This window comes from Chitinophaga agrisoli, from assembly GCF_008386695.1.
GTDB classification, from domain to species: Bacteria; Bacteroidota; Bacteroidia; order Chitinophagales; family Chitinophagaceae; genus Chitinophaga; species Chitinophaga agrisoli.
The window spans coordinates 269150-290847 of sequence record NZ_VUOC01000001.1; the positions used below are offsets into that span (position 1 = coordinate 269150).

Sequence of the window (21698 nt, forward strand, 5' to 3'; positions counted from 1 at the left end):
GCCTGGCAAGTAATTTATATGGTTGTGCTTAATACTATTTAGGAACAGCAATAGACATTGGGTTTTCCATATCGTCCCGTTCGGTCACCGGCGCATATTTTTTCCGGTTGGCAAGTGGTTTCTTTGTGTTGTTATCCAGGTCGTCTTCACTTAAGCCCGGAAAATTATTCTTGATGAATTGAAAGTATTGTTGCAATGTTTTCACGTCTATCTTAAAAGGAAATACCAGCGATTTACCGCCGCCTTTCAGATAATCGTTACTGTTAATCCTGGTCTCGTTCTGCAGGTACCATTTATAAAGGTCTACTACCGCGTTTTCCAGGTTGCCGTCTTCTACCGCTGTTTCATCATTATCACGGCTCAGCATCCATACATATTCTTCCACCCTGGTAGGCTTAGCCGTGATGGTGGGAAGGGGAGCAGGAACTGGCGTAATAGCTGCAGTAGTTTTAGCGGCAGCTTTATTAGCCGTCTTATCATCGCAGCGGTCTGTTGTCTTATGGCCATCATTATCATGATCATGATCGTTGGCATAAGTAGTGGCAGTAACTGCTAATAGTGCTATGCTAAGGGGAAACATCCATATGAAACCCCGCATGGAACTCATACGTTGCAATGAATATGTAAACTTGCCTGGTTTCATATAGGTAAATTTTCGATATTAAAAATACAAAATACAATTTAGAAATCCCAAAAAACTAAATCATCCTACATTTATACTTAACATTATTTAACATTCCGGGCTTATCCTTGAAAATTTATTATATATTATATGATTCCTGCATTTATTAACTGGAGCAGCGGTAAAGACGCCTGTTTTGCCCTATGGACATTACGCCAGCAAGGTATATATGACATACGCTACCTGTTTACCACTTTGAACGCCGGCTTTCAACGGGTATCCATGCATGGGGTGCGGGAGGCCCTGTTGGATGAGCAGGCACGGCAACTGGGTATTCCCCTTAAAAAGGCGTATTTGCAGGAGCATGCCTCTATGGAGGACTATAACCAGCTAATGCAACAGCAGCTGGAGGGTATGCTGCAGGAAGAGATCCGGCATGCGGTCTTTGGCGATATCTTTCTGGAAGACCTGCGCCAGTACCGGGAGACCCAGCTGTCCAAAATAGGTATGCAAGGGGTGTTCCCTATCTGGAAGCAGAACAGCCGCCAGCTGCTGCAGGAGATCATAGCCGCCGGCTTCAAGGCCATTGTCGTGTGTGCTAATGCCCGTTACCTGGATGCCAGCTTTGCGGGACGGATAATAGATGACCAATTTCTGGCAGATCTGCCGCCCAATGTAGACCCTTGCGGTGAGAACGGCGAGTTCCACACCTTTGTATATGATGGTCCTTTATTTAAGGCGCCTGTGGCATTTACCCCTGGCGAGACCATAGCGCGCAGCTATATATCTGATGAAGAGAAGGCTGTAAACTGGGATAATCAGTTCTATTTTAAGGAATTACTGCCCTTGGTATAAAAAACAAAAGCAATGGATAAACCATTGCTTTCGAGAGTCATTTACAGTGCATGAAGAGTCATGCTTGTAGAAATATTTGGTTTTTCATAGGACAGTAACCATAATAAAAATTAATACAATAACAAATATATAAAAAAACTATAATGACGTTAGCGTCATGTTAAAGATTTATGAAGACGTAAAATTTACCCCATAAACATTAACAAAAAATCAAATAAGACGCGAGTTTTTGAAAATAATCAAAAGATGGAGGTGGATAACTGATCAGTTCCTGGCTAACCCATCATAGATCTTCAGACAAACCCAGATCACTTTCCCCATATAATCTGGTAGTGTTCCCGGTAGCTTACCCGGCCCCGCAAACCAGACCATGCTCACCAATAGTACTGCCGGATGTTTGTTTTAACAACGCGTTAGCTATGGAAATATCAAACGGATATGGCACTTTTTCAGACAGGCGGACCTGTTTGAGTATTCCTATTAAGAATGTAGATATTATATGGGGGAATAGTTAACTGTATGAAATTACCTGGTATGTACTATACTGCTAAATCAATGCTGTGGGGCCTTTGGAGAGGGTTTTATTTAAAAAGTAAGGGCGCCTAGAAAAGCGCCCTCAATTTGTTACTATCCTATGAAAACCCTATTTGAATACAAATGTACGAGCATGTTAATTTTCTTTGAAATTTTTCGTATAGAATAACAAATCATTAACAAGGGCCACAGGCCTCATATTCAACTGCAACCCATGCTGTTACCACAGTTCAAACACTTGTAACAAGTGCCTGAACGCACCGTAATATGCCCGCAGGTATTACATGCCGGCGCATCACTTTGCATGCTGCGCATATAATCCTGGGTACTGCTCTCATTGCTGTGACTCGCCATGGCCTGCGGTTTCGCCTGTTTAGCAGCGCCGCTGTTAGCAGGATTGCCACCGGTTAAAAAAGTTATCCGCACATTAGATAAAGCCGGCCGTGAGTGTGGTACGGGGCTTTCATCTTCACCATCTTCATCACCGGTATTACCGGGCGCATCCAGCACATGTACCAGGTCTGTACGGCCCAGGTACTCGTAGCCCAACACACGGAAGATATAATCTATCAGCGAAGTAGCGGACTTGATGTTCGCATGGTCTACCATACCGGCCGGCTCAAAGCGGGTAAATACAAACTTATCTACAAACTCTTCCAGCGGTACGCCATACTGCAGGCCTACGGAAACCGCTATAGCAAAGCAGTTCATGAGGCTGCGCAGGGTAGAGCCCTCTTTGGCCAGATCTATAAAGATCTCGCCCAGGGTAGCATCATTGTATTCCCCGGTGCGCAGGAAGATGGCCTGACCGCCCACCTTGGCTTTTTGCGTAAAGCCGCGGCGTTTAGCAGGCAATGTTTTCCGCTCTATGATACGGGACAGCTGGCGTTTGAGCGTGGTATCCGGACTGGCCTGCATACGCTTGCTTACCTCTTCCAGCAGCTCATCGATGGAGAGCTGGTTCAGGTCTATGATCTGCGCGGTAGCGGCAGGAGCAGGGCTTTCTTCCGCCGCTTCTGCTTTTTTCTTTTTATCGCTTTTATTGCTCAGCGGCTGGCTCAGTTTAGAGCCGTCGCGGTAAAGGGCGCAGGCTTTCAGGCCCAGCTCCCAGCTCAGTTTATAGGAGTCCGCTATCTCGTCCACAGCCGCCTCATTGGGGAGGTTAATGGTTTTGGAGATAGCGCCGGAGATAAACGGCTGCGTAGCTGCCATCATGCGGATATGGCCGTGCGGATGAATGTACCGCTCGCCTTTTTTGCCGCATTTATTGGCACAATCAAATATGGGCAGGTGCTCTGCCTTCAGGTAAGGCGCGCCTTCTACCGTCATGGTGCCGCAGATATAATCATTGGCGGCCTCTATCTGCTCGTCTGTGAAACCCAGCTCATGCAGCAGGCTGAACTCCATGTTAAAGTATTGTTCCGGCGTAAAGCCCAGTCTCCGCAGGCATTCTTCGCCCAGGGTGTAAACATTGAACACAAAGGAAATATCGAAGGAAGAAACCACGGCTGCATCCAGCTTCTTCATCTCCTCTGCGATAAAGCCTTTTTCACTCAGGGTCTGATGATTGATGTAGGGCGAGCCGGCAAAGCTGCCGCTGCCTTTGGCATAATCTACAATGGCTTTTATCTCGTTGGTCTTATAACCCAGGTTCTTTAATGCTGAGGGTATGCTTTGGTTAATGATCTTGAAATAACCGCCGCCGCTCAGTTTCTTGAATTTTACCAGGGCAAAATCAGGCTCTACGCCGGTAGTATCACAGTCCATTACTAGCCCAATAGTGCCGGTAGGCGCTATTACGGTCGCCTGCGCGTTGCGGTAGCCATGTTTCTCGCCCAGCTGTACGGCGTCATCCCAGGCCTTTGTAGCCGCTTTTAGCAGGTAGTTGGGACAGTACTTCGCATTAATGCCCTGAGGCTTTATTTCGATGCCTTCGTAGGCGTCTATGGCATCGTAGGCGGCCGCACGGTGGTTGCGCATTACGCGCAGCATATCCTCCCGGTTCTCTGCATATTTAGGGAAAGCGCCCATGTGGCGGGCCATCTCTGCGGATGTTTTGTAGGAGATGCCGGTCATGATGGCGGTAATAGCGCCGGCAATGCCCCTGGCTTCCTCGCTGTCATAGGCAATACCGCTCACCATCAGCATAGAGCCCAGGTTGGCGTAACCCAGGCCCAGGGTACGGTATTCATAGCTTAGCTGCGCTACCTCCCTGGAGGGGAACTGGGCCATATGTACAGATACTTCCAGCACCACTGTCCACAGCCGCACGGTGTATTCAAAACCCGCTACATCAAAATGATTCTTTTCTTCATCAAAGAACTGGCGCAGGTTCACAGAGGCCAGGTTACAGGCCGTATTATCCAGGAACATGTATTCTGAGCACGGGTTGGAGGCGTTGATGCGCCCTCCCTGGGGACAGGTATGCCATTCATTGATGGTAGTATCATATTGGGTACCGGGATCCGCGCAACGCCAGGCGGCGTAGGTGATCTTATCCCAGAGGTCCCGGGCTTTTACCGTTTTCATGGTACGGCCATCCATACGGGCTTTTAATTCCCATTCGCCATCTTCTTCCAGCCGGTGGAAAAAGCTGTTGGGGATCCGTACGGAGTTATTGGAGTTCTGACCGGATACTGTACGGTAAGCCTCTCCCTCATAATCGGAAGAATAGCCGGCGGCAATGAGCGCGCCTACTTTTTTTTCTTCCTCTACCTTCCAGTTAATGAAATCCATTATTTCCGGGTGATCCAGGTCCAGGCACACCATTTTGGCGGCCCGGCGGGTAGTACCACCGGATTTGATAGCGCCTGCTGCGCGGTCGCCTATCTTTAAAAAGCTCATCAGGCCACTGGAGGTGCCGCCACCGCTCAGCTTCTCGCCTTCCCCACGGATGCTGGAGAAGTTAGTGCCTACACCGGAGCCATATTTGAAGATCCGGGCCTCCCGCACCCACAGGTCCATAATACCCCCATCGTTCACCAGGTCATCACTCACGCTAAGGATAAAGCAGGCATGCGGTTGGGGACGTTCATAGGCGGAGCTGGATCTTTCCAGCCCGCCGGTAGCAGCATTCACGAAATAATGCCCCTGTGGCTTACCGGTAATACCGTAGCTTTCATGCAGGCCGGTATTAAACCATTGGGGGGAATTGGGTACGCAGGCCTGGTTGAGCATACAATAGGCCAGCTCTTCGTAGAACACCTGGGCGTCATTTGCCGTGGCAAAATAGCCACTACGCTCCCCCCATACGCGCCAGCAATTGGCCATACGGTGTACTACCTGTTTTACGGATGTTTCACGACCAAGACTGCCATCGGCCTGCGGCACGCCGGCCTTACGGAAATACTTCTGCGCCAGGATATCAGTCGCTATCTGCGACCATGCCTTTGGCACTTCTACGTTGTTCATCTCAAACACTACATCTCCACCCGGATTACGGATCACCGACGAACGCAACTCGTATTCAAACTGATCATAGGGGGTTACTCCTTCTTTGGTGAAGTGACGGGAAAACGCTAGCCCGCCTTTGTTACTGGTCTGTTTCATCCGTTAAGTATTTTATTCCATTGATCGGATGGAACCTCGCATTCATACATTCACACCTGATATAAATATGGTTTCGACTACTGTCCCCGCCTGTTAGCGGCTTGTTTTTTAATTAAGTGTGTAAAAGGCCTGGAATGCTCGGTTTCATATGTCCCAATATTTGGAGGATTTAACAATTAGATTTTTCAAAAACTAGAGGTGTTGCTAAAATAATTTTTTAAATTTATGGTGATCTCTTTTTCTTATACACAGCTTGTGGATAATTGGAATGCCAATAGTTAGCGCCAAACGAACTTCCGGACTGCCAGCCAATTTTCTAACCAAAATCCTTTAGATATCAGTATATTGTATATGTGAATAATGAAAAATGGCCCAAACATTGCTGTTATCGCAATAAGCAGGCCTGGGTTGCATGGTGATGTGAGTGATTTTTCCCATGCAAAATGAACGTCATGCATATGCATTTATTTCACAATGTGAGCTGATTACTTATTACCAATTTTTTTATACTTTTGCGACAACCGGAACAACGCTTATTTGATGTACAAAAAACTATACACTTCTTTCGCTGAAAGAAAAGCAAAAGGTACAAAGTCGTTTGCCGTCCTGATTGATCCGGATAAGGTGACCCCTGCGGGTATAACTGACCTTGCCGCCAAATGTACGGAGGCAAAGGTGGACTATATCTTGCTGGGCGGCAGCCTTGTCATCACCCAACACCTGGATGAGTGCGTACAACGGCTAAAGGCCAGCTGCAATATCCCAGTAGTGCTTTTCCCGGGACATCCTACCCAGGTATCCCGTTTTGCAGACGCGCTCCTGTACCTTTCTGTAATATCCGGCAGGAACGCAGAACTGCTGATCGGTCAGCATGTTGTATCTGCTGTGCCTGTTAAAAGAAGCGGCCTGGAAGTGATCCCCACCGGCTACATGGTAGTAGACGGCGGCCTGCCAACCACGGTTTCCTATATCAGCAATACCACCCCCATCCCTGCAGATAAAGACGATATTGCCATGTGTACCGCTATGGCGGGCGAAATGCTGGGTATGAAGCTTATTTATATGGACGCCGGCAGCGGCGCCCGTGACGCCATTTCCGAAAGCATGATCGCCCGGGTGGCCAGTCAGGTGGATGTGCCCATCATCGTAGGCGGGGGCATAAGGGATGCAGAAAAAGCGTATCTGAACTGTAAAGCAGGCGCAGACGTGATCGTGGTGGGTAATGCCATCGAAAAAGATACTTCCCTGATAAAAGAGATCGCAGACGCGGTGCATTCCGCACCGGTGATCGCCAAATAAAGGCTATCAGCTTTTAGCGCTTAGCTGTTAGCCATTGGCTACCGGTAAAGCGCTAAAAGCTAACGGCTAACAGCTAAAAGCTCCTCTAAAGGCTCATCATTTCCTTGAACTTAACCGCTTGCCGGCGGCTCACCTCAATCTTCTCTCCCCCGCGCATTTCCAGCAACAGCCCCCCGTTGAAGTAGGTATCTATCTTCTCTATCATACGCAGGTTCACGATATGTTTACGGTTTGCCCGGAAAAAGGTCCGTTCGTCCAGCCTTTCCTCTAAAGCATTTAATGACTTAAGGATCAGTGGTTTATTATTTTCAAAATACACCCGGGCATAGTTGCCTACGCTCTCAAACAGGCGTATTTCCTGCAATTTCACAAACCAGCAGCGGTCCCCGTCCTTTACAAATACCTGGTCATTTTCTGACAGGATGTTACGGATGCCGCCAACGGCGGCCTGGCGCTCCTTTTCGTCCTGCTGATGCAATTTATGGATGGCGTCTGCCAGGCGTTTAGGTTCCACCGGCTTTAACAGATAATCTAACGCATTGTATTCGAATGCCTTAAGGGCATATTCATCATACGCGGTGGTAAATATCACCTGGGGCGTGCGCTCCAGTTCCGCCAGCAGGTCAAACCCTGTTTTGTCCGGCATCTGAATATCCAGGAACAGCAGGTCCGGATGCAGTGTTTCAATCTTTTCCAGCCCGTCTTTGGCATTTACAGCCTCTCCCACGACCACTATCTCCGGGTGATCAGCCAGTAATTTCTTCAACTCGCTCCTGGCCAGGCGTTCATCGTCGATTATTAATGCTTTCTTCATCTGTAAGAATTTGTTTGGTTGATGATACAGCGGCAACTTTTAGCCCTTAGCTTTTAGCGGTTAGCTTTTAGCTCCTGGTAAACGCTAAAAGCTAAAAGCCAACAGCTAACGGCTGTTAAATCAACGGCATCAGCACTTTGGCCTCTACCGTCTGGTCATTTTTATTATATATGTCAAAAGAGGCGCGGCTACCAAACAAAAGGCTCAGGCGCTGGCGGGTGCTTTGCAACCCAAACCCTTGCCCGTTGCTATGTTCCAGTATCTGGCCTGTATTTTCTATCGTGATCTCATGCTGCATTTGCCGCATATGGGAGCCGATGCGCACCACCCCGCCGCTCACCATGCGGGAAATGCCGTGTTTGATGGCATTTTCCACCAGCGTTTGCAACATCAGGGGTGGAATGGGCAATTCCAGCGTATCAGGATCAATATCGTACTGGACCTTGAGCCGCTCCTCAAAACGGATGGTTTCCAGCGCCAGGTAATCCTTCACTATATTTAACTCATTTTCCAGGCTTACTGTTTCAACTTTTTCCACCTGCATAGAGCTACGAAGAATATTCGATAACTCCGTAATAGCGGTACGGGCCCGCTGCGGATTCTCATCCACCAGCGCCCGTATACTATTCAAGGCGTTAAAGATAAAATGCGGATTTAACTGAGACTTGATAGTCTTAAGCTCGAGCTCCTTTACCGTACTTTCCAGCTTCAGCTTATCTACCTGCGCATTCCTGTTGCGGTCTATAAAATGCCATACAAAATAGATCAGCCACCAGATGGCGGTGATAAGGAAGTTAGACAACAGGCTCCTGAGCACTTCCTGGCCAGACAGGACCTTGCGCTGCTCCGGAGGCCGGATAATGTTGCCTGTAACGGTAGAGCCTATATACATAATAACGCCACTGCCCACCACTAATGCAAAGAACAAAAGGGCCTGCTTCTCAAAGCTGTACTGAAACCAGTTCTGACGGTTGATCACATTTCTCAGCAGGTGTGTAGACAGCAGCCCGAATAAGATCAGGATGGTAATATTCAGCAGGTAAGGAAATTCTACTTTACCAAAGGAATATGCAAAGAAAACATTAGTCACAAAATAAGCCATCCAGCCCAGAATCTGGCACCACCAATATTTTGATATATGTTTAAACATCAATCTGAAATTAGTAAACTGTTGCTGTATTTCAAAAATACCATTCGGCATTACCCACTTGAAAGCAAATGTTATCAAAGGTGGGAAGTACGGATGTATGGACGTAATAAGCCAATGTGCTCATGTACGCGTATACCGGCGGGCGTTAACAGACTGCATTTCCACCACAGTACAGCCCAGGCATGCGGAGTTTGGCACAATTTTGACTAATTTTGCCTATATTTATAACAAACCCTGATCAGGTTACCTTATGAACATAACTCCCGGCCCCCTGCTTGGGCAGATAAAATATCCCGCCGATTTGCGGAAGTTAAGCAAAGAACAGCTACACCAGGTATGCGACGAGTTGCGGCAGTATATTATTGATGTAGTGAGCGTACATGGCGGCCACTTTGGGGCCAGCCTGGGAGTTGTAGAGCTGACCACCGCCCTCCATTATGTATTCAATACACCGGACGATCAGCTGGTATGGGATGTAGGCCACCAGGCCTATGGTCACAAGATACTCACCGGCCGCCGGGAAAACTTTCATACCAACCGTAAATACAAAGGCCTTAGCGGTTTCCCCAAGCGGGACGAAAGCCCCTATGACACTTTTGGCGTAGGACATTCGTCCACCTCCATTTCCGCAGCGCTGGGTATGGCCATTGCCTCCCAGTTAAAAGGGGAGCACCACCGCCAGCATATTGCGGTAATAGGCGATGGCGCCATGACGGCCGGTATGGCCTTTGAGGCCCTGAACCACGCAGGCGTGGCAAAAGACGCCAACCTGCTCATCATCCTTAACGATAACTGCATGTCCATAGATCCTAATGTGGGCGCGCTAAGAGAATACTTAACAGACATCACTACCTCTCCCACCTACAACAAGGTGCGTGACGAGGTTTGGAACCTGCTGGGCAAACTGCCGGTAGGTAAACGCTTTACCCGCGAGATGGCCTCCAAACTGGAAGCCAGCCTTAAGGGCATGGTGTCCAAATCCAGTAACCTGTTCGAGTCTTTTAACCTCCGCTATTTTGGACCTATAGACGGCCATAATATCACCAAGCTGGTAGATACCCTGCAGGATCTGAAAGATGTGCCAGGCCCCAAGCTGCTGCATATTGTCACCACTAAAGGCAAAGGATATGCGCTGGCAGAGCAGGACCAGACCACCTGGCATGCGCCCGGCCTGTTTGATAAGATCACCGGCGAGATCTTCAAAAAACCGGTTACCACACCGCAGCCGCCTAAATACCAGGATGTATTCGGCCATACCATTATAGAGCTGGCAGAGATGAATGACAAGATCATGGGCATTACTCCTGCCATGCCATCCGGCTCTTCCCTGAAATTTATGATGGAAAAGATGCCGCACCGCGCTATAGACGTAGGCATCTGCGAACAGCATGCAGTTACCCTCTCCGCCGGTTTGGCCACCCAGGGTATGCGGGTGTTCTGTACCATCTATTCCTCTTTTATGCAAAGGGCTTTTGACCAGGTAGTGCATGATGTAGCCATCCAGCACCTGCCCGTGATCCTTTGCCTGGACCGCGCCGGCCTGGTAGGCGATGACGGCCCCACCCACCATGGCGCCTACGATATCGCCTATATGCGCAGCGTACCTAATATGATCGTAAGCGCGCCTATGAACGAGGAAGAGCTGCGCAACCTGATGTATACCGCCCAGCTGCCCAGCAATGAATCTCCTTTTGTAATACGTTACCCGCGCGGACAAGGCGTAATGCCCGACTGGCGCCAGCCCTTTAAAGAAATTAAAGTGGGCACCGGCCGTAAGATCCGTGACGGTAAAGATATAGCCATCCTCTCTTTTGGGCACCCCGGCAACTTTGTAACAGAAGCCTGCAAGGAGCTGCTGGCAGATGGCCTGCAACCCGCCCATTACGATATGCGTTTTGTAAAACCGCTGGATACAGATATGCTGCATGAGATCTTCCAGCAGTTTGACAAAGTGATCACTGTAGAAGACGCCGCATTACCCGGCGGTTTTGGCAGCGCTGTACTGGAGTTCATGGCACTGAACGGCTATCATGCGGAAGTAAGGATGCTGGGCATCCCGGACCGCATTGTGGAACACGGCAAACCCGAAGAGCTGCACCGCGAATGCGGATACGACGCAGCCGCCATTGCCGCCAAAGTGAGGGAGATGCTGAAGAGCAAGATCACAGTAGCTATCAACGGCTAAAAACATATTAAGGGCTAACAGCTAACCGCTGATAGCTAACAACAAAAGGTGAAGCGCGCAGGCCCTTCACCTTTTGCTTTTTATTATATTTGAGCCATGCAGGACCTGTATCTTCGTTTGCGCATTACAGCGATCATCAAAGAAACGCCGGACACTTATACTTACCACCTGGAGCAGGTCTCCGGCGAGCCGGTAGTATACCAGCCCGGCCAGTTCCTTACCTTTTTGATAGACCTGCATGGCGTTACCTACCGCCGCTCTTACTCCTGCAGCTCCACCCCGGGTATTGACGCCCATTTGTCCGTAACCATACGGGAAAAGCAGAACGGAGAGATCTCCCGGCATATCCTGGGGCACTGGCGCACCGGTGATATAGTGACCTCCCTGCTGCCCAGCGGCCGTTTTACGCTGGACAATCTGTTGCCACGGCCACGGCATTTCTTCCTGATGGCGGCAGGCAGCGGTATTTCCCCTATCTTTTCCTTACTCAAACATATCCTTTACCGGGAACCCAGCGCCCGTGTTACACTGATATACAGCACACCATCACCGGAGCAAACTATCTTTTTCAAACAGCTGCAGGCCTTACAGGTACAATTCAGCCAGCAACTGCATTGCGTTTACCTGTTCAGCAAAGAAACGCCGGAAGGCGATGGCCACTACGTACGCCGGCTTAGTAATATGCTGCTGGAACCACTGGTGCGGGAACAGCTGATGTATGACCCGGCGGATGCGCAGTTCTTCCTTTGCGGCCCAGCGGATTATATGCGTATGATCCTGCTGACCCTCACCTTCATGGGCTTTTCCCCGGCACAACTGCATAAGGAAAACTTTGTGGTAAATACGGGCGTAAAGCTGGAGAGGGCAGGCCGCCCGGATGATAGCAGTATCAAACATGTAACGCTGAAGATGGGTGACATCATCCGGCAGATAGAGATGCCCGGCAACCAGGATATCCTGACCAGTGCCCTGGAACAGGGCATAACGCTGCCTTACAGCTGTAAAGGCGGCGTGTGCGGCTCCTGCACGGCTAAATGCACCAGTGGTAAAGTTTGGATGGCTGTAAACGAAGTGCTGACGGACCGGGAACTGGCCCAGGGCCTCGTACTTACCTGTGTAGGCTACCCGGCCAGCGACCAGCTGACCATAGAATGGTAGGGGCCCGCGGCTGACTTTACGAACTATCATAATGTAAATACTATTCTCATTCAAGCTGCCAGCTAAGTTTTTGCTGCTTACTGTTTTTTATGCTAAATTTTGACGAAAATGCTGCCATGCGTTATTCCTCCCTCAGGCTGGCCGGTGTGTGTTTTGCAGGCGTTACCCTATGGCTGTTCCTCCTGTATTTTGTGAGTGAGTTCTTAAGATGGCCGGTATGGCTGTCTTATGGTGTTTGCGCCTTTGCAGGCGCCGCATTGCTATATTATATACTGCACAGGCATTTGCATGCATTACAATACCAGCGTTTATTTAATAAGCATCCCATACCCATGTGGATCTACCAGTGCGGCAGCCTCCGTTTCCTGGCAGTGAACGATGCCGCCATTGAAAAGTATGGCTACACCAGGAGGGAGTTCCTTAATATGACCATTAAGGATATACGGGATCCCCTGGAAGTGGACCGCCTGATAGAAAACATACGCAAGCGTTGTACCGGCGCCAATTACCGGGGCATATGGAAACACCGCAAAAAGAATGGCATTGATTTTTATACGGAGCTATACGCGCATGATGGCACTTATATGGGCTTCAAAACCCGGATCATTATGGCGGTGGATGTAGATGAGCAGGTAAGAGAAAGCCATGAAGCCCGCGAGCTGGGCATCCGTTATGATCTGCTGGCCAAGGCCACTAAAGACGCTATATACGACTGGGATATTGTCAACGATACCGTTACCTGGAATCATGGGCTGTATACCCTATTTGGTCACCAGCCCAATGACGCCACCAATATGCGGGATTGGTGGGAACGCAGGCTGCACCCGGAAGACAAAGCGCATATGCTTAGCCGCCTGCAACAGCAGCTGAACAGTGGCGCAATGCACTACGAAGAGCGGTATCGCCTGCTTTGCGCCAATGGCCGTTATAAAAATGTGTTATGCCGGGGTTATATGGTACACGTGAACAATAGCGCTATCCGTATGATAGGGCTGATACAGGATATTGATCACATAATGGAGAAGCAGCAGATCATCCAGCAGCTGCAGGATCAGCATAAAGGGCTACGGGAAATAGCCTGGATCAATTCACATGAAATACGCAAACCTGTGGTATCCATACTGGGTATTACCCGCCTGTTTGATAGAAGCAACGAAAACAGGTCCCTTAACAACCAACTGATTGAATGGCTCTATACCAGCACCTCTGAACTGGACGAGATCATTCACAAGCTGGAAGAAAAAGTGCGAGAGATAGAAAATGGAAACCACAACTAGCGGTTAGCCGTTAACTTTTAGCGGTTAGCCTTTGATAAGAAGTTAATGACTAAAAGCTAACGGCTAAAGGCTAATAGCTATCTTATAAATCGCTCAAATTCGTGTTTTAATTCCCCGTACAGTTTCTGAAAGGTATCCATACGGTCGTGCAGTGTAGTAGCATCTGCTACGGGCCGGTCATCATGCACTACGGCAAGTACACCGTTATTCGAGAGTTTTTTTGCAGATTGCTTGAGGTCATGGAATAATTCATCTGCCACTTCTGCCTGGCATATGAACTGGTTTTGGAAATGCTCTACGTGGATCAGCATTTCAGGATCGGTTTTCTTGTGTGCTAATTCTTCTAACCTGCCGCGCATTTCCCGGATCTCCTGGCGCACATTGTTCACTTCACTCTTCCAGGAATTAAGCTGCTCCTGCAGGTCTGATGTCTGTGTGGGTACTTCCATGTGTACTGATTTTTTTTGTAGCAGTTAAATGATGAGAGATGAGCTCTGCTTTTCATCATTTCCGGTCAACTATCTATCTAATATCCATTGTACCTGGTGAAAGCCATTTCTAAGTTACGATCTTTTTTCATTATCCCCGTTAAACCAGTAAATACCATCCATAATGCCCGCTGCGCCCGGTTTATCAGTCTGTAATACATGATCATAATGTTGGGTATACTGTATTAAGGCCGCTTCTGCCAGGCCTACCACTACCCCTCTGAAACCGGCGTCATACAAGGAACGGTCATTCATGGTATCGCCTGCTACCAACACCTGCTCCACCGGGTAATCAATAAAGTCCATCAGCTGTATAAGGGTGCTGCCTTTATTCACCCCGGCAGGCAGTACATCCAGGTATTTGCCGGCAGACTGCAGTACATCGCAGCCCAACTCCGCCGCTATTTCCAGGGCCACATCTATAGCCGTAGTATGGTCATAATAGAAGGAACAGCGGCGTTCCTGGGGCACCTCCTGGTAGTACAGGCCTGCCACCTGTTCCATATGGGCACGTACCACATCCTGGCCCGGCCATTGCTGCTCAATAGCAGTCTGTAACGGCTCTACCGGCAGCAGGGAAGGGCCTTCTACCACAGTGGCCCCCACATCACAGATAATATAGTCCGGCAAGGGCATCTGCGGGTCATCCAGCAAAGGCTGTACATTAGCCAGCCCCCGGCCGGTAACAAATACCAGGCGTACATCCTGCTGTTGCTTTATCCATTCGTATAAACGGGCTTTGTCTTCCGGGCTGCCGCCCAGGAAAGTACCATCCAGATCTGTAGCTAATAACATCATAAGGTAAACGTAGATTCCAGTGTGATATCTGTATTAAGCGCTTTTGAAATAGGGCAATTGGCTTTAGCATCCGCTACAAATTCATCGAACTTAGCCTTATCCAAACCGGGTACTTTAGCCGTTAATACCAGGTGGCTGCTGGTAATAGCGCCATTCTCCAGGGTAACGGTAGCTTTGGTCTCCAGGTTCTCCGGCGTAAAGCCCGCGCCAGATATAAGGAAGCTCAGCTTCATGGTAAAACAACCGGCGTGTGCAGCTGCCAGCAACTCTTCCGGATTAGTGCCTGCGCCATCTTCAAAACGGCTGCTGTATGAGTAAGGCGTTCTGTTCAATATCCCGGTTTGCGTAGTTAATGTGCCTTTGCCTTCTTTGCCGGTCCCTTGCCAGATAGCAGTTGCGTTTCTTTTCATAAATCAGCTTTTATTGAGGTGAATAAATATGGGTGGGAGATGAAGATACAAAAAAANNGGGGCGGTTGACATTTTCTCCTGACAACTGATTCCGCTACTATCTTTATTTATGCTGATGGTTTCCTGACTTTCGTAATATCCTTTATTATCGTCTTCCCTATGCTATGATCGTAACCTTCTGCTCTTACTATTTCCACCGTTGCCAAGAGAGTGTGTTCATTGTTCTTTTAATCCTTTCGCTGTCCGTTGTACATCCCAATCTGGTGGTCTGTCTGTTCTATATATTTATTATTGCTTAACGCTTACGCTTGCTTTATATATTCTACGGCTAAGTGCAGTTTCACTTCGTCGCCTACTACGATTCCACCAGCTTCAGTTACAGCGTGGAAGGACAGGCCGTAATCCTTACGGTTGATCTTGCCAGTCAGTTCAAAGCCAGCTTTTACCTGACCCCAGGGATCAGTGATGATACCGCCATATTCTGCATTCAGCACTACCGGTTTGGTTACGCCACGTACAGTCAGATCGCCTGATACGGTATAGTTTGCGTCATCAACTTTCTTCACTTCTTTAGAAACGAAAGTCACTTTAGGGTAAGAAGCTGCATGGAAGAAGTCTTCTGCCTGCAGGTGTTTATCACGGTCTGCATTTTTGGTGGTGATGCTGTCTACGTTTGCTTCGAAAGAAACCACAGCGCTGGTGAAATCATCGCCATTTGTTTGTACGCTAGAGTCAAAGCTGGTAAAATTACCTGTGATAGTAGAGATCATCAGGTGTTTTACTTTAAATTGAATTTCACTGTGAGCAGCATCAATTTTCCAGGTTGTCATTGTTTAATTTTTTTGTTGTTTATAATAGTTTTGAATCAGTGTTTTGATCAGAGGCGCCCCATTTTGCCGGCGTTATAATCATCGATGGCCTGTGTTATTTCTTCCTGGGTATTCATCAGGAAGGGACCGTAGGCGAAGATGGGCTCATTGATAGGCTCCCCGTTCAGTACGAGCAGGGCAGCATCTTCAGTGGCGGAGATCAGTATCTCTCCTTCACTTGTATCAAACAGCGCGATCTCAACGCCATGGGCCTTATCGGCCTCATTAAAGATCACTGCGCCTTTGAGCGTTATAATACCTGTATTATAGCCTTCCGGTAGTGAGAGCGTAACCGTATCACCGGCTTTCAGCTGTATATCATACAGGTTGATGGGCGTATAGGTTTGGGCGGGGCCTGTCTGACCATCAAACCGGCCGGCAATTACCCTTATATAACTCTCCTTACCCACTGGTATTACCGGTATCCCGTCCTTTGACAGATCCTGGTAATGAGGAGCCGTTCTCTTATGCGCTTTGGGCAGATTTACCCATAACTGCACCGCTTCCAGGATGCCACCGCGTTTACTGAACTCCGTTTCGTGCTTTTCTTCATGCACCAGCCCGGAGCCGGCGGTCATCCATTGTACATCGCCTGCTGTCAGTTTACCATAGTTACCGGCAGAATCCCGGTGTTCCAGCGCTCCCTGATACAGGATGCTGACTGTCTCAAACCCTGCGTGGGGGTGTTCATCCACGCCACGGGGTTTGGATGCAGGGGGAAAGTAGGCCGGCGCTGCATAATCCAGTAAAAAGAAAGGGCTGATGCGCCTTCCCAGACGGTTACCGTTGGGAAATACATTCTGTACCCTGAAACCGTCACCTACTGTATGGGGCGCCGGTGCTTTATATATCTCTGTTACTTGTTTTATGGTTTTTGTCGTTGTCATATCGACCTCCTAAAGACAACACAAAGATATATGTTGCAACAACTGTTTGAAATGGATAAAACTATGTAAGTGGTGGACTTTTTTCCCGGGGTAGATCTAAGTCCCGATCAGCCGCCAACATTCCACGCTGTGCATTTCAGTGAAGACAAACCGTTCAACCAGCAAGCGTGATTTATCTAAAATACTGCCGTCAACTGAAAACGAGCGTTTTAGTCTAGATTTGCAGCATCGTTTCAAAAGAGGCGGGATACGGGTGTCAATGCAGTTGCAATGCAGTGTCAATGCAGTTACCATGCAATAAGCCGGGTCTTGCGTACGAATATCCGGCTGAAAGGCCGGCCAATTGGGGAAATAAAAAAGAGCACCCTCACTATCTATTGTCAATTAATATGTTAGGAGGCCGAACAGGCTGGAATGCCCGTAAACATGGAGAATATATGGGTTGCATATGGCGTGCATATAAGTGTCATATGGATAGTATATGGGAAACGGGTACTGTAACCTTCAGGAAATTAATGCTGATGGCTGCCTGTTAAAACCCATGCATCAGGCAACAGACGGTGTTTCATTCACCCCTACGGTAGCGGCACCGGCACGGGCAGCATCCCGGAACTCTGACGGGCTCTGATTGGTATACTTCTTAAAAAAGCGGCTGAAATAATGCGGGTCTTCAAATCCCAGCTTATAGGAGATCTCTTTGGCAGTAAGGTCTGTATTATATAAATAACGCTGGGCTTCCAGTATGATCCGGTTCCGGATATGCTCTCCGGCCGTAAGGCCAGACAGCTGTTTGCTGATCTCATTGAGCAGCACGGGCTTTATATGCAGCTGATCCGCATAGTCGGATACATTCTTTAAACGATGGTAATTCTCCTCTATCAGGTTCTTAAAATGCAGGAATACAGAGCTATTATGAGAGGCAAACTGTTCCGGTACAGCGGCCATATTGGTACCGTTAATACGGGAAGCCAATACCAGGAAATACCTGAGCAGGCTGTTAAGGGCGGTTTCATAACCCGCCTCTTTTTCCTGCAGCTCCCGCAGCATACGCTGTACAATCACCTCAAACTCCTTTTCCTGTTCATGATCCAGGGTAATGACGCTGCTGAACTGATTATTGATAAAAAGACCCGATTGTATACCCACCAATGGCTCCTGCATACACATAAAGGCATCCGGGAAGGCGATCATGAAACCATCCACTTTTTCACTGAACTGCATTTTATGTACCTGGCGGGGCGCCAGGAAAAAGAGAGTATTCTTTTTTACCACATGGGTAACGGTGTCTATGGTATGCACCAGTTCTCCCTTCCTGATCCAGTAAATAGTATAGAACTCATGCCGGTGAGGCGCTTCTGTATGGGCAAAGAAATCAGGCCCCAGCGAGCATAATGTTGATACCACAAAGGAAGTATCTGCCTGTGCGTATTCCGGCAGGGAAACAATCTCGATATGTTCTTTCTTCTCAGCCATTAGTCTTTCTCAAAAATACCAGCCACTTCCTCTTCCCTGTCCGCAGGATCTACATAATCTATAATGAAGTTATTCCGGCCTTCGCCTACCATGATGCCCAGGTATTTTGCCTGCACCAGTTCAAGCATGCTCAGGAACAGGAAAATGGCATGTATACGGTCCTTACAATGATCAAATATCTTTTCAAAGGCAAGTGTTTTCTCCACACGGGCCAGGTCCAGCATGTATTCGCGGGAGCCTTCCATGGTATAATCGTACTTATACACCACGTGCTGGGGTTTATTATCCCGCTCTTTGATACGCTGCATCACCTTTTCAAAGGTTTTGGTCAGCTTAAAGAGCGTGAGGGTCTGTACCTCTGTACCCTCGCTGGTGGCCTCACCTATTTCTGCCAGTTCTTTGGCGATATTGCCGCGTTTTATCTGCAGCATACGATCTGCCTCTTTCTCTGCCAGCTCTGTTGCGGCCTGTTTGTAACGTTTATATTCCAGGATCTTGTCTACCAGCTCCAGGCGGGGATCTATCTCATTACCCTGCTCATCCACCTCTTTACGCGGCAACAGGGTCTTGGCCTTGATGCGCATGAGGGTAGCCACAAACAGGATGAACTCACTGGCCAGCTCTATGTTCAGTGATTTCATGTGGTGTATATAGTCCAGGAAATCCTGTGTGATCTTGCTGATGGGGATATTGTAGATATCCAGCTCGTCCCGCTCTATAAAGAACAGGAGAAGGTCAAAGGGGCCTTCAAACTGCGGTAATTTTATTTTATAGCTGTTATCGCTCACTGGAAATCATTAAACAGTTAATAATGAACACAATACAGGCATAAATGGGATACATTTATGCCTGTAGTACAAACGGTCATTATCAAAAATAGTAAAAATCCCTTAGAACCGGGCGGAGAAACCCACCCCTATCACCTGTTTGACCTGTAATCGCGGGCCTTTGACGCCGGTTTTCTCGTTTACAAACTCCCGCACGTCATCATCATAGATCAGGTCCACGTTCAGGTTGGCGGAGATGTATTTGTTCACTTTAAGCATCAGGGCATTTGTCCAGAAGATATCTATGTTCTGGGGATTATGCCGGTAGTCCGTAAACAGGTCCAGGCGGCCCTTATAGGTAACATTCTTCATGATCTCTTTTGCCCAGTTAACGGATATATAGGCGCCTACCTGTGTAAGCACGTGTTTACCGGTATCCACTCCATAAGCTCCGCGCGAGGCCAGCGTATCATCCATTACCACCACAAAACGGGCAGAAACGGGGGTCAGGAACACGGACAGCTCATCGTTGGGCTTATAGTCAAAACCGGGCGCAAACAGTATGTAGGCCGGGGAGAAGAAGCGGGAGGTAAGCCGTGGCGGCACACTATCATACAAATAACCATTGGTGAACTGGGTGCGCATATTCAGCAAGGCGCTGGCGAACCATTTGTTGCCAATATCATAGCCGTATTTACTGGTCAGGTCGATACGGTCATCACTTTTACGGCCACCCAGACTGGTGGTGTTCACATAACCATAGGCCAGGTCAATACCATTATCCCAGCTGTGCCGGCCCTGCCGGTAGGCGATATAACCAGTAAAGGAAGATGCAATAGAGAATGAGAATTTATCACCACCCGCAGCCCAATTGCTTAAGCTACCCTGGTTCACATTCACATTAAAAAGGCCGCCTTTGCGCCAACGCGCTTTCAGCGTATCATCCTGGGCCATCTTGAGCTTCTTTTCCATATCCTCACGCTCTTGTCTCCAATCCTGTGCCTGTAAAGTATATGCGCCCAGTAAGCAGCAAAAAAACAGTAGTACAATTCTTTTCATCCCTAAATAAATAATGCTGGCCGGCAGCTTGCCATGTAGTTGAGTACGTATAACAGCTACCTGCCTGAATAGTTGTTTCATGGTAAAATAATTTTCACACGTAAAGCAATAGGTTTCCTTTTATCTCTAAGCCTGCCAAGAGATTCACAATATATTATACTGATGGAGCTTATTTTGATTTGATCGCATCCCGGATTTCCATCAGGAGTTTTTCCTGTGCAGGTGGTTCCGGTGGGGCTGCCGGGGCTTCTTCTTTCTTGCGCATAATGCGGTTCATGAATTTCACCAGCAGGAAAACACAGAATGCGATGATCAGAAAATCGATCACATTCTGGATAAAGGCGCCATAGGCAAACACGGCTATGCCTTTGGCCTTGGCGTCTGCCAGTGAAGCGGGGTCTCCTTTACTTCTGTCCAGCACCAAAAAGGCATCGTTGAAGCTGGCGCCCTTCATGAATAAACCGATGACCGGCATGATAATGTTGTCTACCAATGATGTTACGATCTTGCCAAAAGCAGCGCCAATGATCACACCTACTGCCAGATCCATTACATTGCCTTTCATGGCAAATTCCTTGAATTCTTTTAAGAACGACATAAGGAAAGGTTTTATGGTTACGACTTACAAAGCGCGAAAATAATAATTCCGGGGAAACCCTTTCAGATAAGTATATTATTTATCCTTTATCTCAGGGTATTTCATTTTCAGGTCTTTTAGTGTATCCCTTACCGTTTTAGCGATAATGTGCTCTTTATACCAGTTATGATCAGCCGGCACAATATGCCAGGGAACGTAATCGCAGTGCTCGAATACATCTTCATAGGCCTTACGGTATTCTTTCCATAGCTTCGCCTCTTTTATATCATTTGCATTGTACTTCCACATCTTCCTGGGGTCCTGTGTGCGCTCTTCCAGCCGTTTCGTCTGCTCATCTTCCGACACATGCAGGTAGAATTTAAGTATATGGGTATCGTTGTGTTCCGTTAAAAGCTTTTCAAAATCATTGATGGCGTCCATCCGTTTGTATACAGTCTTTTCATCGATCCATTTATGCACCCGTTGTACCAGCACATCTTCATAATGAGAGCGGTTAAATACCTGTATCATGCCTTTACGCGGGGTATGCTGATGGATACGCCATAAAAAATCATGGTCCAGTTCCTCTTCAGTAGGCGCTTTAAAAGGCTGCACCTTTACGCCCAGGGGATTCATCTGGCCCAGCACGTTACGTACAACACCATCCTTACCACTGGCGTCCATGCCCTGTAATACTACCAGCAGAGACCATTTATGCTGTGCATACAACAGGTTCTGCAATTCATCCAGCTCTTCCAGCAGCCGCTTCGTTTCTGCCTTTGTGGTGTCTTTATCCAGCTTTTTGGGTGCATTGGTGTCAATATCTGATAGTTTGATCTTTGCCATGTCAGCGAGGTGATTTGCTTTGATTAAAATTAACAAATAACCCGTATAACTGTTGCATAGGTTTCTAAAACACTTGCCGGA

19 protein-coding genes are annotated in these 21698 nt (G+C 48.1%); 5 read left to right on the forward strand and 14 right to left on the reverse strand.

Going from position 1 to position 21698, the window contains the following annotated elements; genetic code table 11:
* Nucleotides 1-34: 34 nt before the first annotated feature.
* Nucleotides 35-643, reverse strand: a complete 609-nt coding sequence (locus tag F0L74_RS01080; protein WP_149835995.1) for a hypothetical protein — start codon at nucleotides 641-643, stop codon at nucleotides 35-37.
* 129 nt (nucleotides 644-772) lie between these two features.
* Here F0L74_RS01080 and F0L74_RS01085 point away from each other — a divergent pair, with 129 nt between their 5' ends.
* A complete protein-coding gene (locus tag F0L74_RS01085; RefSeq protein ID WP_149835996.1) occupies nucleotides 773-1477 on the forward strand; it encodes a Dph6-related ATP pyrophosphatase in 705 nt (234 codons plus the stop codon).
* A gap of 735 nt (nucleotides 1478-2212) precedes the next feature.
* Here F0L74_RS01085 and F0L74_RS01090 read toward each other — a convergent pair.
* Complete coding sequence (locus tag F0L74_RS01090; protein WP_149835997.1) at nucleotides 2213-5560, reverse strand: vitamin B12-dependent ribonucleotide reductase; 3348 nt, start codon at nucleotides 5558-5560, stop codon at nucleotides 2213-2215.
* Between the two features lie 540 nt (nucleotides 5561-6100).
* On the opposite strand from F0L74_RS01090, the gene F0L74_RS01095 reads away from it, so the two are divergent.
* Nucleotides 6101-6859, forward strand: coding sequence for a phosphoglycerol geranylgeranyltransferase (locus F0L74_RS01095; protein WP_149835998.1), 759 nt, complete (start codon nucleotides 6101-6103; stop codon nucleotides 6857-6859).
* Between the two features lie 85 nt (nucleotides 6860-6944).
* Here the strand turns inward: F0L74_RS01095 and F0L74_RS01100 are convergent, their stop codons facing one another.
* Both F0L74_RS01100 and F0L74_RS01105 read right to left on the reverse strand, forming a co-directional pair.
* A complete protein-coding gene (locus F0L74_RS01100) occupies nucleotides 6945-7673 on the reverse strand; it encodes a LytR/AlgR family response regulator transcription factor (protein ID WP_149835999.1) in 729 nt (242 codons plus the stop codon).
* 115 nt (nucleotides 7674-7788) lie between these two features.
* Nucleotides 7789-8823 (reverse strand): sensor histidine kinase, encoded by a 1035-nt coding sequence (locus F0L74_RS01105; RefSeq protein ID WP_246197588.1) that lies wholly within the window; start codon nucleotides 8821-8823, stop codon nucleotides 7789-7791.
* A gap of 250 nt (nucleotides 8824-9073) precedes the next feature.
* Between F0L74_RS01105 and dxs the strand changes: the two genes are divergently transcribed.
* The 3 genes from dxs (at nucleotide 9074) to F0L74_RS01120 (ending at nucleotide 13443) form a co-directional block, all read left to right on the forward strand.
* The gene (gene dxs / locus F0L74_RS01110) at nucleotides 9074-11008 is read left to right on the forward strand and encodes a 1-deoxy-D-xylulose-5-phosphate synthase (protein ID WP_149836000.1); all 1935 of its coding nucleotides are present in this window, start codon (nucleotides 9074-9076) and stop codon (nucleotides 11006-11008) included.
* Between the two features lie 96 nt (nucleotides 11009-11104).
* Complete coding sequence (locus F0L74_RS01115) at nucleotides 11105-12166, forward strand: flavin reductase family protein (protein ID WP_149836001.1); 1062 nt, start codon at nucleotides 11105-11107, stop codon at nucleotides 12164-12166.
* 89 nt (nucleotides 12167-12255) lie between these two features.
* The gene (locus F0L74_RS01120; RefSeq protein ID WP_149836002.1) at nucleotides 12256-13443 is read left to right on the forward strand and encodes a PAS domain-containing protein; all 1188 of its coding nucleotides are present in this window, start codon (nucleotides 12256-12258) and stop codon (nucleotides 13441-13443) included.
* A 77-nt stretch (nucleotides 13444-13520) separates the two neighbouring features.
* Here F0L74_RS01120 and F0L74_RS01125 read toward each other — a convergent pair whose 3' ends face one another.
* The 10 genes from F0L74_RS01125 to F0L74_RS01170 all read right to left on the reverse strand — a co-directional run bounded on the left by F0L74_RS01125 (nucleotide 13521) and on the right by F0L74_RS01170 (nucleotide 21617).
* Complete coding sequence (locus F0L74_RS01125) at nucleotides 13521-13892, reverse strand: hypothetical protein (protein ID WP_149836003.1); 372 nt, start codon at nucleotides 13890-13892, stop codon at nucleotides 13521-13523.
* A 114-nt stretch (nucleotides 13893-14006) separates the two neighbouring features.
* On the reverse strand, nucleotides 14007-14729 hold the full coding sequence (locus F0L74_RS01130; protein ID WP_149836004.1) for an HAD-IIB family hydrolase: 723 nt from the start codon (nucleotides 14727-14729) through the stop codon (nucleotides 14007-14009).
* The gene (locus F0L74_RS01135; protein ID WP_149836005.1) at nucleotides 14726-15139 is read right to left on the reverse strand and encodes an OsmC family protein; all 414 of its coding nucleotides are present in this window, start codon (nucleotides 15137-15139) and stop codon (nucleotides 14726-14728) included. The genes F0L74_RS01130 and F0L74_RS01135 overlap by 4 nt, the downstream gene beginning before the upstream one ends.
* Before the next feature lie 302 nt (nucleotides 15140-15441).
* On the reverse strand, nucleotides 15442-15969 hold the full coding sequence (locus tag F0L74_RS01140) for a YceI family protein (protein ID WP_149836006.1): 528 nt from the start codon (nucleotides 15967-15969) through the stop codon (nucleotides 15442-15444).
* 47 nt (nucleotides 15970-16016) lie between these two features.
* The gene (locus F0L74_RS01145; RefSeq protein WP_149836007.1) at nucleotides 16017-16895 is read right to left on the reverse strand and encodes a pirin family protein; all 879 of its coding nucleotides are present in this window, start codon (nucleotides 16893-16895) and stop codon (nucleotides 16017-16019) included.
* A 546-nt stretch (nucleotides 16896-17441) separates the two neighbouring features.
* Entirely contained in the window at nucleotides 17442-18368 is a 927-nt protein-coding gene (locus F0L74_RS01150; protein WP_149836008.1) for a helix-turn-helix domain-containing protein, read from the reverse strand.
* Nucleotides 18368-19156: a segregation and condensation protein A gene (locus F0L74_RS01155; RefSeq protein WP_149836009.1), complete on the reverse strand. Its 789-nt coding sequence runs from the start codon at nucleotides 19154-19156 to the stop codon at nucleotides 18368-18370. The genes F0L74_RS01150 and F0L74_RS01155 overlap by 1 nt, the downstream gene beginning before the upstream one ends.
* 102 nt (nucleotides 19157-19258) lie before the next feature.
* The gene (locus F0L74_RS01160; protein WP_246197590.1) at nucleotides 19259-20275 is read right to left on the reverse strand and encodes a DUF3078 domain-containing protein; all 1017 of its coding nucleotides are present in this window, start codon (nucleotides 20273-20275) and stop codon (nucleotides 19259-19261) included.
* Nucleotides 20276-20363: 88 nt separating this feature from the next.
* On the reverse strand, nucleotides 20364-20792 hold the full coding sequence (gene mscL, locus F0L74_RS01165; RefSeq protein WP_149836010.1) for a large conductance mechanosensitive channel protein MscL: 429 nt from the start codon (nucleotides 20790-20792) through the stop codon (nucleotides 20364-20366).
* 75 nt (nucleotides 20793-20867) lie between these two features.
* The gene (locus tag F0L74_RS01170; protein ID WP_149836011.1) at nucleotides 20868-21617 is read right to left on the reverse strand and encodes a PPK2 family polyphosphate kinase; all 750 of its coding nucleotides are present in this window, start codon (nucleotides 21615-21617) and stop codon (nucleotides 20868-20870) included.
* Nucleotides 21618-21698: the final 81 nt, after the last annotated feature.

What these genes read in the sequence shown, in the direction of transcription:
- F0L74_RS01080 (WP_149835995.1), bottom strand. Translation starts at nt 643, where the DNA reads ATGAAACCAGGCAAGTTTACATATTCATTGCAACGTATGAGTTCCATG.
- F0L74_RS01085 (WP_149835996.1), top strand. Translation starts at nt 773, where the DNA reads ATGATTCCTGCATTTATTAACTGGAGCAGCGGTAAAGACGCCTGTTTT.
- F0L74_RS01090 (WP_149835997.1), bottom strand. Translation starts at nt 5,560, where the DNA reads ATGAAACAGACCAGTAACAAAGGCGGGCTAGCGTTTTCCCGTCACTTC.
- F0L74_RS01095 (WP_149835998.1), top strand. Translation starts at nt 6,101, where the DNA reads ATGTACAAAAAACTATACACTTCTTTCGCTGAAAGAAAAGCAAAAGGT.
- F0L74_RS01100 (WP_149835999.1), bottom strand. Translation starts at nt 7,673, where the DNA reads ATGAAGAAAGCATTAATAATCGACGATGAACGCCTGGCCAGGAGCGAG.
- F0L74_RS01105 (WP_246197588.1), bottom strand. Translation starts at nt 8,823, where the DNA reads ATGTTTAAACATATATCAAAATATTGGTGGTGCCAGATTCTGGGCTGG.
- dxs (WP_149836000.1), top strand. Translation starts at nt 9,074, where the DNA reads ATGAACATAACTCCCGGCCCCCTGCTTGGGCAGATAAAATATCCCGCC.
- F0L74_RS01115 (WP_149836001.1), top strand. Translation starts at nt 11,105, where the DNA reads ATGCAGGACCTGTATCTTCGTTTGCGCATTACAGCGATCATCAAAGAA.
- F0L74_RS01120 (WP_149836002.1), top strand. Translation starts at nt 12,256, where the DNA reads ATGCTAAATTTTGACGAAAATGCTGCCATGCGTTATTCCTCCCTCAGG.
- F0L74_RS01125 (WP_149836003.1), bottom strand. Translation starts at nt 13,892, where the DNA reads ATGGAAGTACCCACACAGACATCAGACCTGCAGGAGCAGCTTAATTCC.
- F0L74_RS01130 (WP_149836004.1), bottom strand. Translation starts at nt 14,729, where the DNA reads ATGATGTTATTAGCTACAGATCTGGATGGTACTTTCCTGGGCGGCAGC.
- F0L74_RS01135 (WP_149836005.1), bottom strand. Translation starts at nt 15,139, where the DNA reads ATGAAAAGAAACGCAACTGCTATCTGGCAAGGGACCGGCAAAGAAGGC.
- F0L74_RS01140 (WP_149836006.1), bottom strand. Translation starts at nt 15,969, where the DNA reads ATGACAACCTGGAAAATTGATGCTGCTCACAGTGAAATTCAATTTAAA.
- F0L74_RS01145 (WP_149836007.1), bottom strand. Translation starts at nt 16,895, where the DNA reads ATGACAACGACAAAAACCATAAAACAAGTAACAGAGATATATAAAGCA.
- F0L74_RS01150 (WP_149836008.1), bottom strand. Translation starts at nt 18,368, where the DNA reads ATGGCTGAGAAGAAAGAACATATCGAGATTGTTTCCCTGCCGGAATAC.
- F0L74_RS01160 (WP_246197590.1), bottom strand. Translation starts at nt 20,275, where the DNA reads ATGAAACAACTATTCAGGCAGGTAGCTGTTATACGTACTCAACTACAT.
- mscL (WP_149836010.1), bottom strand. Translation starts at nt 20,792, where the DNA reads ATGTCGTTCTTAAAAGAATTCAAGGAATTTGCCATGAAAGGCAATGTA.
- F0L74_RS01170 (WP_149836011.1), bottom strand. Translation starts at nt 21,617, where the DNA reads ATGGCAAAGATCAAACTATCAGATATTGACACCAATGCACCCAAAAAG.